This window comes from Paraglaciecola sp. 2405UD69-4, assembly GCF_047525415.1.
Taxonomy (GTDB): Bacteria; Pseudomonadota; Gammaproteobacteria; order Enterobacterales; family Alteromonadaceae; genus Paraglaciecola.
In genome coordinates, this window is record NZ_JBLIXM010000001.1 from 742,236 (window position 1) to 756,204 (window position 13,969).

General features: G+C 38.8%; 11 protein-coding genes. 5 read left to right on the forward strand and 6 right to left on the reverse strand.

All coding sequences use genetic code 11. The features are described from left to right. Window positions 1–43: 43 nt before the first annotated feature. Window positions 44–2,515, reverse strand: coding sequence for a TonB-dependent siderophore receptor (locus ACMUMK_RS03335; protein WP_414699702.1), 2,472 nt, complete (start codon window positions 2,513–2,515; stop codon window positions 44–46). A 367-nt stretch (window positions 2,516–2,882) separates the two neighbouring features. Here ACMUMK_RS03335 and ACMUMK_RS03340 point away from each other — a divergent pair, with 367 nt between their 5' ends. Then, a complete protein-coding gene (locus tag ACMUMK_RS03340; RefSeq protein ID WP_414699703.1) occupies window positions 2,883–3,422 on the forward strand; it encodes a DsrE family protein in 540 nt (179 codons plus the stop codon). Between the two features lie 86 nt (window positions 3,423–3,508). Here the strand turns inward: ACMUMK_RS03340 and pgi are convergent, their stop codons facing one another. Continuing rightward, a complete protein-coding gene (pgi, locus tag ACMUMK_RS03345; RefSeq protein ID WP_414699704.1) occupies window positions 3,509–5,152 on the reverse strand; it encodes a glucose-6-phosphate isomerase in 1,644 nt (547 codons plus the stop codon). Between the two features lie 84 nt (window positions 5,153–5,236). Further along, window positions 5,237–6,190: a transaldolase gene (gene tal / locus ACMUMK_RS03350; RefSeq protein WP_414699705.1), complete on the reverse strand. Its 954-nt coding sequence runs from the start codon at window positions 6,188–6,190 to the stop codon at window positions 5,237–5,239. A gap of 367 nt (window positions 6,191–6,557) precedes the next feature. On the opposite strand from tal, the gene yaaA reads away from it, so the two are divergent. The 4 genes from yaaA to ACMUMK_RS03370 all read left to right on the forward strand — a co-directional run bounded on the left by yaaA (window position 6,558) and on the right by ACMUMK_RS03370 (window position 11,383). Next, the gene (yaaA, locus tag ACMUMK_RS03355; RefSeq protein ID WP_414699706.1) at window positions 6,558–7,334 is read left to right on the forward strand and encodes a peroxide stress protein YaaA; all 777 of its coding nucleotides are present in this window, start codon (window positions 6,558–6,560) and stop codon (window positions 7,332–7,334) included. 270 nt (window positions 7,335–7,604) lie between these two features. After that, window positions 7,605–8,000: a DUF3718 domain-containing protein gene (locus tag ACMUMK_RS03360; RefSeq protein WP_414699707.1), complete on the forward strand. Its 396-nt coding sequence runs from the start codon at window positions 7,605–7,607 to the stop codon at window positions 7,998–8,000. A gap of 255 nt (window positions 8,001–8,255) precedes the next feature. Continuing rightward, on the forward strand, window positions 8,256–9,029 hold the full coding sequence (locus ACMUMK_RS03365) for a GGDEF domain-containing protein (protein WP_414699708.1): 774 nt from the start codon (window positions 8,256–8,258) through the stop codon (window positions 9,027–9,029). Beyond that, a complete protein-coding gene (locus tag ACMUMK_RS03370) occupies window positions 9,029–11,383 on the forward strand; it encodes a DNA polymerase II (protein WP_414699709.1) in 2,355 nt (784 codons plus the stop codon). The genes ACMUMK_RS03365 and ACMUMK_RS03370 overlap by 1 nt, the downstream gene beginning before the upstream one ends. A 97-nt stretch (window positions 11,384–11,480) precedes the next feature. Here the strand turns inward: ACMUMK_RS03370 and ACMUMK_RS03375 are convergent, their stop codons facing one another. The 3 genes from ACMUMK_RS03375 to ACMUMK_RS03385 all read right to left on the reverse strand — a co-directional run bounded on the left by ACMUMK_RS03375 (window position 11,481) and on the right by ACMUMK_RS03385 (window position 13,820). After that, entirely contained in the window at window positions 11,481–12,110 is a 630-nt protein-coding gene (locus ACMUMK_RS03375; RefSeq protein ID WP_414699710.1) for a thiol:disulfide interchange protein DsbA/DsbL, read from the reverse strand. Window positions 12,111–12,264: 154 nt separating this feature from the next. Next, window positions 12,265–13,377, reverse strand: coding sequence for a porin (locus tag ACMUMK_RS03380; protein ID WP_414699711.1), 1,113 nt, complete (start codon window positions 13,375–13,377; stop codon window positions 12,265–12,267). Window positions 13,378–13,391: 14 nt separating this feature from the next. Further along, window positions 13,392–13,820 carry a phosphate ABC transporter substrate-binding protein gene (locus ACMUMK_RS03385; protein ID WP_414699712.1) on the reverse strand — a complete coding sequence of 143 codons (429 nt, stop codon included), beginning with the start codon at window positions 13,818–13,820 and terminating at the stop codon, window positions 13,392–13,394. Between the last annotated feature and the right edge of the window lie 149 nt (window positions 13,821–13,969).

Consider the following 13,969-nt stretch of genomic DNA (forward strand, 5'->3'; position numbering starts at 1 on the left):
TCCAATTTTTTATTGTTATCATTTACATTTTTCTCACTGCGAACTAAAAGTAGTAGTTGACGGACATACGCCACTCACGACCTTTACCAGGCAATACTGCTACATCACCATAAATATCCTGCAATGGTGTGAAGTATGTCTCATCAAGTAGGTTGTCTATGTTCAAACTAAAAGACCAGTCCTTATAATTCACAAAAAACGCTGCCTGTGTGAGTAAATAACTAGGGTACTTAGTTGCAAACTCTGTAAATCCAGAAGTTTCTGATACATGACGCACTCCCCATGTAGTACCAATACTGTCAAACAAGCCTATTTCATCTGCATAGGTAGCATAAACGCTGGTAACTGAATCGGGAATACGAGTATCTTCAAGTGCTCCTAGGTAAAATTCACTGCCAGTCAATGCATACAAACTGTCAGAAAAATTAAAGGCAGCAACAGATACCCCATAGTTAGATATATCATCAAGGCCGATATCTCTGGGGTTGATAACATAGTAACCATCATACCCATCCACAAACTCTGTTTTTTGTTTGTTAGAGGTAATACTGAAGCTTAGGTTTTCACTAGCTAATATTCTAAGTTCAAGCTCTGCACCTTGGCTTTTAGTGCGGTTAACTGTACTACCAGCTACTGTGCTTAACTCTGTTCTTTCTTGCTCATAACCAGAAATTGAACCTGTCACTATTCCTTCGAACAATTCTAGTTTCACTCCAGCTTCAAATAGTTTTCCATCTGACAACCATTCACCATTGGTAATTAGGTCAGGCGATACTTCACCAGCTTGACCAAATTCAATTGCGGCTGATTCAGCGTAACTAACGTAAGGTCTAATCCCTGATTCTAGGTTTAATAGAAGCGTGGCGCTATACGTAAATTTACCATCACTATCTTTTGCTTCGGTGACGCCAGCGTAGGAATAAGTTGGGTCACCATTTTCAGTGGCATCTAAATCGTAGTAGTCATATCTTGCGCTTAATGACAAATCCCAAATGTCCATAGCGGTAACATCAAGCATTGCAAAAATTGCATTGTCGGTCCAAGTAGATTGTGTGTCTAAGTCCCAGAAAAAATCTGAATTAAACGGAGAGCCTATTATGTCATTTGGCATAGCGCCAACCGATAGATCTCTACGACTAATGGCAATTTGTCCTCCGTTATAGGATTCTTTTTTACGGGCATCATAATAGCGACTGCTCAAGCCTATATTGTAAACACCTTGAATATCATCACTGCTACTGCCAAAGGAACTAATATAAGATACTCGAGCTTCATAGGTTTTTGCTAAATAATCTGCAGGAAACCCGTAGCTTACAAAACGCTGGTTGTCTAAATAATCAACAAACATTTGTAGCTTTAACTGGCTTTCGTCATCGTAGCTTTTAATTAAATCTACAAACCCTGTAAAGGTGGATGTATCAGAAAAATCACTGTCGCTGGTGTACACATCCTGACGTGATAACTTGGTGGTACCTAAGTTAGTATCTAACGCAGCAACATCCCCATCTGCATATAGATAAAAGTCTGGATAATGGGTTAACTTTGCAAAATAAGTAGGATCTTGCGCTGAAAGTTCAGCCCATTCCATTTGACCATTGCCATCCGTATCAACTAAGTCAGTGTCTCTACCTGTTTGGTATGTGCCATTATCAATAAGGTCTTGAGTGACCCTATTCCAACCTGGAGTTTGCACATAACCATCTGAGTTATATGACATTAGTCCTGCTGCGAATTTCCAGTCATCTGATAGTTCAAAATCGGCTGATAATTGCACCATTTGATGTTCGGGAGTGATTCCGTTGTAAAAGCTACCTGAGTCTTCAAGTTCAATATAGGTGTAAATTCCTCCTTCGGCTTTACCTATTTTTACAGGTACACCAAATTGGAAGCTAGCGTTTTTCTTATCATAGGAGCCAACTGTCACCTGAGCTTCACCTATTACCTCAGGTAAAAAGCCACCAGATTGACTAAGGCGAGCGGTTTTAGGTTCTAGGTTTAATAGTCCTCCTATTTTCCCTGGCCCGAAATTAGCAGTAGGTGGCCCCCTTAAGATATCTACTCTGGAGGTAGAGCCGATTGGGGTTTGGTAAGTCCCTTGGTTTTCAATTCGCTTGAACCCATGAAAGTAGGTTTCAGCTAAAGTCCCCCTAACATTTAATGCCCCTTCTACACCGTAATAAGAAGCTGTAAATGTACCCGGTGCTACCGCTGTAAGATCATCAACCGTTGTCACACCAAAGGCTTTTAAGGTGTCATCACTAACAAACGTTGCTGAGCGCCCCGTTTCTAAAAGTGATTTTTCAAAACCAAATAGTAAACTACTAGGTTGATTCTCTAGAAATCCTGCAATGTCTCGTTTGGCAGTAATTGATATGACTTCTAAGGAGTCAGAATCACTGGTATTTGCAGTCTTGTCTGTCGCCACTACTTCTTGTGCTAACAGTGTGTTCCCCGCGCCATTAATTACAACAGCAGCGAATGACACTGATTTAAAAAGCTTATTGAATTTTCGCATAGTGTGAACCTATTTGTGTATTCTGTCTTTTAATGAAGGTTTTACACTACCAATTTTGGCTAGGTCATTTGTATAGTTATAAGTCTATCGTTGTGACCATATATAAAATCATTTATTTTTTACATGAGGAGGGAGATATTATTAATAACCTCATATACTCCTAGTTATCACAGTTCATTGTGGTGTTTGGAGTCCATAACATCTACCTAGTAAAAAGCTGCTAATAGCTATTACTAAAATAAATACTTTAGCATTTTTTAGGCTGTGCTAAATATCTAAATTATCCTGACACTTTAAAGCTAGTCTCTAGAAATATATAGTTAATTGCCGAATTTAATAAAATAAAGAACTACGGAGAAGAGTCACTATGAATAATTTAGCTAAGATCGCAATGATAAGTTTAATGTGTGGTATGTGTTTACAAAGCTCAGCTGCAGAGTTTGCTGATGGGCCCATAATATTTGGCTATGGTAAACATGCTGCAGTAAAGCAGGATATGAAAATTGCCAAAGACACTAAGTTAAAAGTGGTTTTCGATGTTGCTAAAGCAGGTAAAGAGGGCGGCGTTAATCGTGGCTTTGATAGTGTGGCTCGCTTTTACAACATGCATGTTGCAAATGGGATACCTGCAAAGAACATTGATCTTGTAGTTGTTGTTCATGGTGGCGCGACAAATGAAATGCGCAATACAAAGTCCTACCAAGCTAAATACGGCAAAGAAAACCCCAATGCAGAGCTAATTGACACTTTATTGGCTAATAAGGTTCAGTTTGTGCAGTGTGGTCAGTCTGCAGCTTTTCATCAATTGGATAACACAGATATGATTGAAGGGGTAAATATGGCGCTATCTGCAATGACTGCGCACGCGATTTTAAATGCTAAAGGGTATAGCCAAAATCCATTTTAGGACTTTTTTGTAGAACTTAATTTTAATTAAAAAGGCGGGTTACCAACGTAATCCGCCTTTTTAGTTTTTATCTAACCTAGTTAATGCTAGCTATTTGCTGCTCTAAACTTAGCTATTAGCTGGTTAGTTGAAGCATCAAAGCTTAGCGGCGCGTCAGTATTAACGAGTTTATCTAACACTTGATTACCTAGTTCTTTTCCTAGCTCAACACCCCATTGGTCAAATGAGTTCACGCCCCATATTGCACCTTGTACAAATACTTTGTGTTCGTACATGACCACTAGCGCCCCTAATGTTTTAGGATCCACCTTATCAAATAACATGGTATTGCTTGGTTTGTTTCCAGGCATGGTTTTATGGGTCGCCAGTGAGTTTAACTCTGAATCATCTAGCCCTTTTGACGCTAAATCAGCTTTGCACTCGTCAAATGTTTTACCTTGCATTAGGGCTTGAGTTTGACCGAAGCAATTAGAAGCTAACATAGCATGATGAGTCGCATCTTGATTGGGAACGTTCAGAGGTAACATAAAGTCAGCGGGAACTAATACAGTACCTTGGTGAATAAGCTGATGGAATGAATGTTGGCCGTTAGTACCTTCACTTCCCCAGATAATTGGGCCCGTTTCATAGTCAGTTGCTGTTTCTGCACCGGCAATACGTTTACCGTTACTTTCCATATCTAGTTGTTGAACATAAGCTGGGAAGCCACGTAAATAATGGTAGTAGGGAAGTAGTACATGACTTTGAGCGCCAAAGAAATTGACATACCAAACACCCAATAGCCCTAGTAATAAAGGTAGGTTTTGCTCTACTGGTGCCGACTTAAAGTGCTCATCCATGTCAAAGGCACCTTGTAGTAGTTCACGATAGTTGTCGTAGCCTATAGTCAAGGCAATAGGTAAGCCTATCGCTGACCAAAGTGAATAACGACCGCCTACCCAGTCCCACATTGGAAATATATTATCTTCAGCCATACCAAATTCGGTGGCGGCTTTGATGTTTGAAGATACGGCAATGAAATGTTTGGCTATATCTTGTTGCGTACCGCCAGCTTCTAAAAACCATGCTTTAGCAGTCAGGGTATTTTGCAGCGTTTCTTGAGTGGTGAAAGACTTAGAGGACATAACAACTAAGGTTTCTTCATGGTCAACTGTGGCTAATACGTCTTGAATATGGCAGCCATCTACGTTTGCTACATAATGCACTTTTACACCCTCAAACCAATAAGGTTTGAGTGCTTCAGACATTATTTTAGGACCTAAGAATGAACCACCTATGCCAATCGCAACAATCTGTTTAAGAGGCTTTCCTGTGTAACCTTTGCGCTCACCGCTGTGAACACTTGCCACAAAATCTTGGATTTTTTGTTGGCAGGCTAGTACTTCTGGCATGACATCTTGGCCATCAACTAGAACTGGGTTACCAGAAAAGTTACGAAGAGCAGTATGCAGTACTGCGCGTTTTTCGGTGTGATTGATAATTTCACCAGCAAACATGGCGTCGCGCTTTTCTGAAACTTGACACTCAGTTGCCAAAGCTTGTAATGCACTGAGTACTTCGTCTGTGACTAAATTTTTAGAAAAATCTAATTCGATACCACAAGCAGACTCAGTGTACTTTTCAGCTCTTTTGGGATCGGCTGCAAACCAATCTCGCATGTGTTGTGTTTTTATTTGTTCTGCTAGGCTCTTTAGGTTTTGCCAAGCTTGAGATTCAGTCAATGCTGTCATAGGAGACCTCGGGTGTAGGGCTTATAAAATGGTAATGACAAAAAAGCGCCGCAGAACGACGCTTTGTTAATAAGCTAATTTAACTTATAAGTAGCTTTTTAAAAGTGTTTCTAGTTTTACTTGGTCGATGGCAAAGTTACGAATACCTTCTGATACTTTCTCAGTTGCCATTGCGTCTTGATTCATTTCCCAGCGGAATTGGGCTTCAGTCAAAGGCGCTCCAGGAGTTTTAGTTGCTCCTGTGTCTGTAAGTTTAACTGGAAGAGGTGCATCTGATTGAGATAACTCTTCTAATAAAGCAGGTCCAATAGTTAAACGGTCACAACCGGCTAACTCAGTGATTTCACCTGTGTTACGGAAGCTTGCACCCATAACGACAGTTTTGTAGCCGTGCTCTTTGTAGTAATTGTAGATTTTAGTAACAGATACTACGCCTGGATCTTCTTCTGAAGTGTAGTCTGTTTTTCCTGTGCTTTTCTTATACCAGTCAAGTATACGACCTACAAAAGGAGAAATTAAGTAGACGCCAGCTTCAGCGCAAGCTTGTGCTTGAGCAAAACCAAATAATAGCGTTAGGTTACAGTTGATGCCTTCTTTTTCTAGTACTTCAGCTGCTTTGATGCCTTCCCAAGTAGAGGCTAATTTGATGAGTATACGGCTTTTGTCTATGCCTGCTTCTTTGTATAGGGCAACTAATTTGTGCGCTTTTTCAATACTTGCAGCAGTGTCAAAAGATAAACGAGCATCTACTTCAGTAGAAATACGACCAGGTACAATATTAACGATATCTGTGCCTATGGTAACTGAAAGCTTATCGCCAGCATCAATAATTTGCTGTTCTGGATCTGATGATTGTTCTTTTGCCCATGCAACAGCACTCTCTAGATGAGATTTGTACTGGGGCATTTCTGCAGCCTTTAGCAATAAAGATGGGTTTGTAGTTGCATCTACTGGTTGGTATTTTTTGATTGCTTCGATATCACCTGTATCAGCAACAACTGTAGTGATTTCTCGTAAAGCTTCTAATTGGTTAGACATAGTATCCTCTGTAATGGGTGACGATTAGTTTATGCTTGATGCTAATGTGCTATAGCTTGGTTGTGAACTCAAAGAAGTAAGCTAACTATCTTATGCTTAATGTTTACCAAACATATTAACAGTCCTAGGTATAAAGGATATAACTGTTAAAAAGCTGATACCAGTAAAAGGCTAGTAATACTGCTAAAAAATTTAATTAAGGTAGGTAAAAGCATTTTACAGTTAGCTTGCATCAACCCAAATCTGAGATAAATGCTCTAGACTCCTATCTTAAAAGCCCAATCAAGAGCTGCTTGTTTTTTTCAGTCCATGCCCAATATCTAGAACCTAGACTTACTTTAAATTATTAATTACAGGACCCTTTTGAATGTTAGTGGTTATTTCCCCAGCTAAAAACCTTGATTACACAACTCCGCCTACTACAAATACATTCACGCAACCGGAGATGTTAGATGATGCGGCGTTTCTAATTGAGCACTGCCGCAAGCTAAGTCCAGCAAAAATAGGCTCATTAATGAAAATTAGTGATAAGTTGGCTGGGTTAAACGCAGACCGGTACGCTAGTTGGCAATTGCCTTTTAATACCGAGAATGCCAAACAAGCCATACTTGCATTTAATGGCGATGTTTACAGTGGTTTAGATGCTGCTAGTTTAACCCAAGAAGACTTGGATTATGGGCAACAACATTTGCGAATTTTATCTGGACTATATGGCGTATTGCGTCCGTTAGATTTAATGCAGGCTTATCGACTTGAAATGGGAACCAAGTTAGATACTGGAGTAAATAAGAATCTATATCAATTTTGGGATGACCGAGTTACCAATAAACTTAACCAAGCCCTAGCTGCCCAAGGTGATAATGTTTTAGTTAACTTAGCTTCTAATGAGTATTTTAAGTCTGTTAAACCAAAAGCTTTAAATGGTGAAATCTACACTCCTGTGTTTCAAGATGCTAAGAATGGACAATATAAAGTCATCAGCTTTTATGCAAAAAAGGCAAGAGGTTTGATGGCTAGGTATATTATTGAAAATCGTTTAACAGAGATTAGTCAGTTAAAAGGTTTTGATACCGCAGGTTATCAGTTTTCTGCTGAAAAAAGCCAAGGCAATGAGTTGGTGTTTACTAGGGAAGAACAAAGTTAAGGCTACAACATTTACGATATCCCTCCATTTAACTATTGGTTAATAAAACACGGAAAAGCGCTTAGGAATGGGGTTGTCACAAGGCAGCCTCAAAAGGATTTATAAGAAGAGTATGAATAATATCTTTGAGTTTAATCGACGTTTTTACCGAGCATGTATCAGAACTAATACTAAAGTATAGACACGTAGATTTTTTAATCGTCCTAGCTGGGTTTTAATAGCTTCAACGCAGCAAGTGTTGCACAACTTAATTAACCCGAGGACTTAACCATGTTGAAAATCGTTAAAACTTCTATCGCTATCGCTACTATATCTTTTTTATCTGCAGGAACAGCTCAGGCTGATGTTGGTGAAGCATTACAGAATATTTGTACTATCGTAAAAGCTGATGACAAAGGTGAATTACGCAAAAAAATGAAGCGTGTTCAATCTGACTTCAGATTAAAGCTAAAAGATTATTACACAGGTGTGTCTTGTGGCGGCAATAGCCTTATTCGTACAGCTATGCTAAATAATGCTGTGGAAACGGGCACACTAATGGTTAAAAAAATGCCCAAGGGTGACCTTCAAGCTCCAGAAAAAGATGGTAAAACAGTATTAGACTGGGCAAATGAAAATGGTTTAACAACTTCACCTATTGTTGCGGTTTTAAACGACCGTATCTAAAGTACACAAATTATTCGGTTCAGGAATTTTGTATTCTTTAAAACGACCTCATTTGAGGTCGTTTTTTTATGGGCTTATTGATGGATATATAAAAATTTCCAGTTTATAAAAAAGAAAAGAAATTTAAGTGTTAACATCTCGTTCTTATCACTCGATAGAACTCGTTTTTTTTGTTCCTGTCTAATTTTTCGAGCTTTGGTGGTTTTTGGAATTGCCTTTATTTTCATTTTGAAACATCACGTTAAGGATATATTTTTGTTCAGCAAGCAATTTAATTCGTCGATAGACAAACCTCATTTTTCCTCTTATTTTCGTAAAACTAATAAAGTCTTTGTAGTGGCTATTTCATTATTGATGTCTGCCCCTGCTGTGGTTGCACAAGAATTAAGTAGTTCGATGCCACAAAAAGATGTTAGTTGGTCAATGGTAAGTGGCATATTGGTAGTCACGGCACTTATTCTTATCCTATTGGGTCGACTTATTAGTAATAAAAAGTCTGTTCGTAAGCTAGATAGTTTAGCAACGAGCGAAGCATTAACAGGATTTATGAATCAACAGCAGACAATAGAGGCTGTTAACACACAATTAGAAAGTATAGAAAATAATGGTGGCAAGTTATCAATAGCCTTGGTTGATATAGATCGCTTGATGTTTATTAATGATAAGTTTGGCTATTTTACCGGTGATAAAGTCCTTAAACTGTTTACTGAACTATGTATTGAAAACCTCTCTAAAGATTTTGAATTAGGGCGAGTTACAGAAGAAGGTTTTTTGATTGTTATGCCTGAAGTAGGTATTGATTGTGCTTACAAGGCGATTGAAGATTTACGCCTAGCAATGGGGGAGGTAAGTGATAAGATAAATATGCCTGATTTAAAGGTAACCATATCAGCGGGTATCTGCGAATATAGAAAGACAGATACGTCAGATAAAATGGTGCAATTAGCAACGACTGCCTTATTCCGCGCAAAGACGAATGGTAAAAATATGGTTGTACAATGTGAACGCTCGGAAGATATAAATATATAGTGTCTGAAATTTTTGAAGGTTTTGTACTAACCTCACATGCATTTGACCGAAAAGGTAAAACATTTTTAGATTTTTGGTTTTTGACAGCAAATGGGCCGGTTAAAGGGACGACCGAGGCTCAACGAGGTGTATTTTTTGTACGTCAGTGTGATGGAAATCAAATTAGTGAGTTACTCAGCACTAGTAATATTAAGCATGATTACAAACCTTTAGCCCTCAGTACCTTTGAGCATGAGTTGGTAGGAGGCATGTATTTTGATACGACTTCAGCACTCTACCAAGCCAGAAACTTACTCAAGCGCCACAGATTGCCACATTTTGAAGCCGATATTAGATTAACCGACCGCTTTTTAATGGAGCGTTTTGTTTATGGTAGTGCTAAATTTACTGGCCATATTCAAACAGCTACGTTTACTCCTTCACTTATTGATATCAATTGCAAACCCAGCAAATTTGTACCTGAATTTAAGATTTTGTCTTTAGATATAGAGTGCAGTGATAAAGGTCATTTGTATTCTATTGGTATGGCAGGCCAAGATTTTCAAGTAGTGTTAATGATAGGGGCAAAACAAGCTGGCCCTGAGTGGGTGGAATGGGTTGAAGACGAAAAGGAGCTGTTAGTAAAGTGTATCGAACAGCTCAATCAATTTGATCCTGATTTAATCATTGGTTGGAATATCGTAAATTTCGATTTTAGGTTACTTGTTAAGCGTGCTGAAGTTTACGGCGTGTCATTTAATATTGGTCGTGATGGGCAGCCCTTAGCGTGGCGTGATTCTCGCAGTGATAATTCTCAAGGGTTTGTAAGTATTGCGGGTCGTTTGGTTATAGATGGAATTGAAGCCTTGAAAACGGCTACCTATCAATTTGACAGCTTTAGTTTAGAAAATGTTGCTCAAGAATTACTGGGGCGAGGCAAAAAAACTGAAGATATTGATAACAGAATGGCCCATATTGAGCATGACTTTCTTTATGATAAGCCTAAATTAGCTGAGTATAACCTTGAAGATTGTCGCCTAGTATTAGACATTTTTGAAAAAACTAGAGTACTCGATTTCTTGGTGCTTAGAAGTCAGTTAACTGGCCTAGAGCTAGACCGCATGGGGGGCTCAGTTGCTGCATTTATCAACTTGTATTTACCAAAATTACATAGGTCTGGCTATATTGCACCAAACCGGCCCGCAGATGGTGGTTTAGCTAGTCCTGGTGGTTATGTGATGAGCTCTAAACCTGGACTCTATGAAAATGTACTAGTACTAGATTACAAGAGTCTGTATCCATCCATTATCCGCACCTTTAAGATTGATCCTTTAGGCTTAGTAGAAGGGTTAAAGTCTCCACAAAGCGCAATTGAAGGTTATCGCGGTGCGAAATTTAGTCGCGATAAACACTTCCTTCCGCACATTATCGAATCCTTATGGAATCAAAGAGATGAGGCTAAACGCAATAAAGATGGACCTCGCAGTCAAGCTATCAAGATATTAATGAATTCCTTTTATGGGGTACTAGGATCCGGTGGGTGCCCTTTTTACGATACACGGTTGGCTAGCTCTATAACGATGCGAGGCCACGATATTATGCAAACCACAGCGAACTGGATTGAAGAAGCTGGATACCAAGTGATCTATGGAGATACTGATTCAACTTTTGTGTGGTTAGAAGGTGATTATACAGAGGAAGCCGCAGCTTCTGTTGGTAAGTCTTTGGCTGATATGATTAATCAGAACTGGGGCAGCAAACTAAAAGAGGAGTTTGAGTTAGCCTGTGAGCTCGAAATTGAATTTGAAACTCATTTTAAACATTTTTTAATGCCAACTATTAGAGGATCTGAGCTTGGCAGCAAGAAGCGCTATGCGGGTGTTAAAGCTACTCCATTAGGTGATGAGTTGGTTTTTAAAGGGTTAGAAACTGTGCGCTCAGATTGGACCCTTTTAGCTAAGCAGTTCCAGTTAACTTTGTACAAAATGGTGTTCGCAAAAGAAGATGTAACTCAATACATACAAGATGTAGTTCAAAATACCCGTAAAGGTAATTATGACGAGTTACTAGTTTACCGCAAACGGTTACGTAGAAAGCTAGCTCAATATGTAAAAAATGTGCCTCCACATGTAAAAGCTGCAAGAATTGCCGATGAAAAAAACGTTAGCTTGGGAAAACCCAGTAAATATCAAAACAAAGCATGGGTGAGCTATTTAATTACAGTTAATGGACCAGAGCCGATAGAGTATCAAACAAGTAAAATTGATTATGAGCACTATATTGAGAAGCAAGTTCGGCCAATAGCTGAAGGGATACTACCCTTTATAGGTGTGTCTTTTGAAGAAGTGACAGGGCAACAACTCGGATTGTTTTAGTATTACAAATTACAGGTGTATATACTTAAAAAGGGCATCATTTAGAATAAATGATGCCCTTTTGGGTATTAACTTTAGTTAATCAAACCTGAAGCGCTTATTTTTGAGTGGATAACCAGACTACTAGATCAACCATGTCATCTTGAGTTAGGTTTCTATCTTTGTTGAAAACAGCTTGGTATTTACCATTAACAATGAAGTTAGGGACACCGCTTACGTGTTTACGATATTGAGCGATGTTCTTGTTATTCATTTGTACTAAGCTATTAACACCGAAACTTGAAGCCATTTTATCAAACTCTTCTGGCTCAACACCGTTAACCACAAATATATTTCTTATGTCATTAAGGCTAGTTAAATTTGAGCGTTGAACATGTATGTATTTAAAGATAGCGCCATTTAGCTGCTCTTCTTTTTTTAATGCTCTTGCTACCATCATACCGCGAGTGGCTTCATCTTGAATTTGTGAGGAGGTAAACCCCATAAAGTTAACATGCACTTTTTTGAAGTCTACGTCACTGGCTAGCTTAGCTTTCATACTTTTAACTAAAGGCTCAAAGTTAAAGCAATGAGGGCACCAAAATGAGAAAAACTCCATAACTTGTTTTTTATCAGTCGCTTGTTCAGCAATGATGTTGTAATGAATTCCCTCTTTCCATCGCTCCTGGGCTGCCGCTTGTAAAGGAATAAAGGTTGCTAATGCAATAAGTAGTAATATTTTTTTCATTGTATTCCGCTTTCTACAGATTGAAGATTTAGCACAGATTAGCATAGGTATGATAAAAATCCGACAGGACTTTGTAAGTCAATGTTAATGTTTTTATTGGTGTATACATAAAAAAAGGCCGCTAAAGAGCGGCCTAAACATATACCTGTATTACTTAGAAAACATAGTTCACTGCAACCCTTATAAGTGTTGCGTCATTGTCTTCATTTATGTCATCCGTATACTTAGATACATCAGCCTTGAGGGCAATGTTAGTATCATAGTCATATCTCAAACCTAGGGTAATATTTTTTAGGTCGTCGTCTAATAAAGTTTGAATTCCATATAGTGAAGCCTGTAACTCAGCTGACGGCAATGCACTAATTTGATTAGTGAATTTAAAATCATCGTCACTTTTCTTTACTTCATATGTTATTGAGGGGGTAAATTTACCTAGCCTTAATCCAGCAGTTACGTAATAGGCTATATCTTCTCGTAGGAAAGAATCTGGTGTATCAACACTGGTAATTTCGCCACTAACAAACCAGTCAAACATGTCAACCTCAGCACCAAAGCCAACAAAATAACCACTGTTGTCTTCAGATACGTATAAATCATAGAAGTCAGCAGGTAATATTTGCTCAAAAGTTGCGAAAGTACTTTCTAGGGCATAGAGATTTAAAGTTGTTTTAGCGGTTCCCCAAACACCTCGCAATTTAAGCCATTCGTAAGCTAACTCAGCACTTGCCACTATTGTATTTGTTCCATTGACATTATAGTCTTCAGTGGAGTTTTCGTAGGTACCGTATGCTAATTGCAGGTTATACTCCCAATCACCGGCATAGTTACTGTAGTCAAGACGAATACCATCAAGGTTGTTGAAAGGTACATCATATGCAGCCTGAGGCGCAGTTATCCAGTGGTAAGAGTAACCCACATCAAGTGATGCCGAATAGCGGAATAAGGGTAAACGTAGTCGTCCAGCACTTACACTTAAGTTATCACTTGCAGCATAGGTCATATAGGCCCATTCAAAGGTAGGAGAGTAGTCATCTTCACCCCTAGCGACAATTTGGCCTGTTGCCGTCATTTTTTCATTTATATCACCACTAATTTGGATAGCAAATAAGCTCTCTTCTGAGAAGCTTATATCTTCTCCGTAGCCATAGGGGGATCCTTCTGTATTACTGATCCCACCGATTAAATTGGCAAAACCGTTGATTCTTACTTCAGCACTGGCTGTGAATGTGGTGGCAGTTAAAGCTGCAATGGTTAATAACTTTTTCATTAATATGTCCTCAATTAGTTTAGCGAAACGGCTTTAACAGTGCCTGTGACTGAAGCGCTATCTACATAGCCAATAGCATTTGGGTTTTCAGCGACAATGCTTATCACGGCTGAATCATTGTCTAGCTCTTTTGGCGGTATGCCCTTTCCGGTAAATACTAATTTAGACCAATAAGCTGCAACTTGGTTAGTGCTACGTCCTAAGGTGTCTGAATCAAAAGATTCCCTAGCGGCAGATGATGGAACTTGGTTTACTGGTAACGCCTCTTTACCATCAGAAAACTTTTTTTCTTTGCCAAGGTAAATTCTTTGCACTGCTTTTTGACTGAATGTGGCGTTGTTGCTGGGGTGGACTATTACAACGACTTCAGCAAAAGATGAAAGTGAAATAGTGCAACCTAAGGCTACTCCTGTAATGGCTTTGTAAAACATTTTTATGTTCATATAAGATACTCATGTGTAATTTCATTAAATACAAATCATCAGCTAGTTATTGTTTTTAGGAGTGCCGATTCGATGGGGGTATTATCTTTTAAAAAGACATATCTATTAGGTATTTTGGGTATGTGGCCGAATACGTATGTATGCCACTG

What these genes read in the sequence shown, in the direction of transcription:
- ACMUMK_RS03335 (WP_414699702.1), bottom strand. Translation starts at nt 2,515, where the DNA reads ATGCGAAAATTCAATAAGCTTTTTAAATCAGTGTCATTCGCTGCTGTT.
- ACMUMK_RS03340 (WP_414699703.1), top strand. Translation starts at nt 2,883, where the DNA reads ATGAATAATTTAGCTAAGATCGCAATGATAAGTTTAATGTGTGGTATG.
- pgi (WP_414699704.1), bottom strand. Translation starts at nt 5,152, where the DNA reads ATGACAGCATTGACTGAATCTCAAGCTTGGCAAAACCTAAAGAGCCTA.
- tal (WP_414699705.1), bottom strand. Translation starts at nt 6,190, where the DNA reads ATGTCTAACCAATTAGAAGCTTTACGAGAAATCACTACAGTTGTTGCT.
- yaaA (WP_414699706.1), top strand. Translation starts at nt 6,558, where the DNA reads ATGTTAGTGGTTATTTCCCCAGCTAAAAACCTTGATTACACAACTCCG.
- ACMUMK_RS03360 (WP_414699707.1), top strand. Translation starts at nt 7,605, where the DNA reads ATGTTGAAAATCGTTAAAACTTCTATCGCTATCGCTACTATATCTTTT.
- ACMUMK_RS03375 (WP_414699710.1), bottom strand. Translation starts at nt 12,110, where the DNA reads ATGAAAAAAATATTACTACTTATTGCATTAGCAACCTTTATTCCTTTA.
- ACMUMK_RS03380 (WP_414699711.1), bottom strand. Translation starts at nt 13,377, where the DNA reads ATGAAAAAGTTATTAACCATTGCAGCTTTAACTGCCACCACATTCACA.
- ACMUMK_RS03385 (WP_414699712.1), bottom strand. Translation starts at nt 13,820, where the DNA reads ATGAACATAAAAATGTTTTACAAAGCCATTACAGGAGTAGCCTTAGGT.